Source organism: Methylomonas methanica, assembly GCF_001644035.1.
GTDB classification, from domain to species: Bacteria; Pseudomonadota; Gammaproteobacteria; order Methylococcales; family Methylomonadaceae; genus Methylomonas; species Methylomonas methanica_A.
In genome coordinates, this window is sequence record NZ_LUUG01000036.1 from 1 (window position 1) to 1617 (window position 1617).

General features: G+C 39.8%; 2 protein-coding genes. Both read right to left on the reverse strand.

Annotated features, from left to right (window positions below; all coding sequences use genetic code 11):
• Window positions 1-946, reverse strand: a 946-nt coding sequence (locus A1332_RS01680) for an NAD(P)/FAD-dependent oxidoreductase (protein ID WP_064006848.1), incomplete at its 3' end; no start/stop codon positions are given.
• 29 nt (window positions 947-975) lie between these two features.
• Complete coding sequence (locus A1332_RS01685) at window positions 976-1572, reverse strand: DUF502 domain-containing protein (protein WP_064006849.1); 597 nt, start codon at window positions 1570-1572, stop codon at window positions 976-978.
• Window positions 1573-1617 lie beyond the last annotated feature (45 nt).

Here is a 1617-nt window from a genome sequence, read left to right on the forward strand (position 1 = left end):
GGTTGAGCCAGAATATGCAAGCTTGCCTGATCTTGGGGTTATTGGTTTCTTCGTCCCGGCCTCCGAGCATAATCCGTTTATCTGCTGTTGTTCGTAAATACAAGTAGGCTTCTTTGGATTCCCAGATTAGACAGTTTTGGTACCAAAATTCTTTTTGGTGTTCGATTTGCTGACTAACAATGGCCCAAGTACTCTGTAGCTGAACTATGTTTTTATCGATTAAGTTAACTACTTCAAAGCCAGTGGCATAAATCAACTTATTACACTTGAGTTTATGGCCTTGGATAGACTTCAGGGCAACACCGTTTTTGCTGTGTTGGATATCGACTATTTCTGACCGATCATATATTTTCAGTCCCTTCTTGATGCAGTACTGAAAAATCAGATGGCATAACTTATAGGCATCGATTTGGGCGGAATGATTGCTATAAAGTGCAGCCGGAGCGGAAAATCCCATTTTTTCTTTAACCGTATTTTCATCCCAATATTGAATATCCAAACCGAGCGATGTATGCAGTTCATATTCCTTTTTGAGCATAGCTACATCTTTTTTATAGGATGCAAAATATAAGCTGCTTTTCCTTTCAAAATCGTCGTACCCCACTTTTTTACTGATTTTGGCCAAGGTATCAATCGACTCGGCACATAGACAATACGCCTTCTTCGCATGCCTTTCGCCCCGTAATTCAATTAATGTGCTCAAAGGCGTGTCGATCTGGTATTGCAAAAGAGCGGTCGTGGCAATGGTGCTACCAAGACCGATGCTCCTTTTTTCTATCAGAACGCAGGGGATACCCGCCTCAATCAAGATAAAGGCATTTATAGCGGCAGTAATGCCGCCGCCAAGGATTATCACCTCGCAGTTAATATTATTATCTAATTGCGGATAATCGTACGGTAGCCCATTTTTTACCAGCCAGAAGGGCAAGCCTGTTGAAAGATCCATATATAAAAAATTAATAAACTCAGTTAGGTTCAGGTATTATTAGCACTGCCAGCAATACCTGCTGTAGCGATAAAACGTAGTGCATCCTCAACAGACATATCAATTCCTATTACATGTTCGCGTGAGATAATAACCGTTTGTCCACCCACTTGATAACTAAATGGTATATATACAGCAATCTGATCATCGGTTATAAAAGTATGTGAAGTATCTTCAAAATCAGAAACTGTAATAAAACCGATCTGTTGGCTATTGCCAGGCGGTGCATTTACTAAAACGACTTGCTTAAATTTACCTTTATTCTCATGGGAAAATAAAGAGGTAAAGTCACGCATGGTGGTATAGATGCTTTTGATAAAGGGAATCTGGATCACCTGTGTTTCAAAGGTGTTAAACACTTTTCGGAAAGATCGAGACTCCAAAAAACACCCGAAGAAAAATACCAGAGGAATAGCTAACGCAACGCCAAAACCTCTTATGTACCAACTGTCTGGAAAGATAAACTTGAAAATATATCCTAGCGCCATCTCCAGCGTGCCTGCGAACCAGAAGAGCAGATAAAGGGTAAATATTAGAGGGATAATGGCAATTAAACCTTTGATGAAAGTTCTTCTGATTGACTTCATTTTTTATGTCCAATGAGTTTTATTTATACCTGAATCCGTGACTTA

Coding starts and splice junctions, on each gene's coding strand:
- A1332_RS01685 (WP_064006849.1), bottom strand. CDS start 1,572: ATGAAGTCAATCAGAAGAACTTTCATCAAAGGTTTAATTGCCATTATC.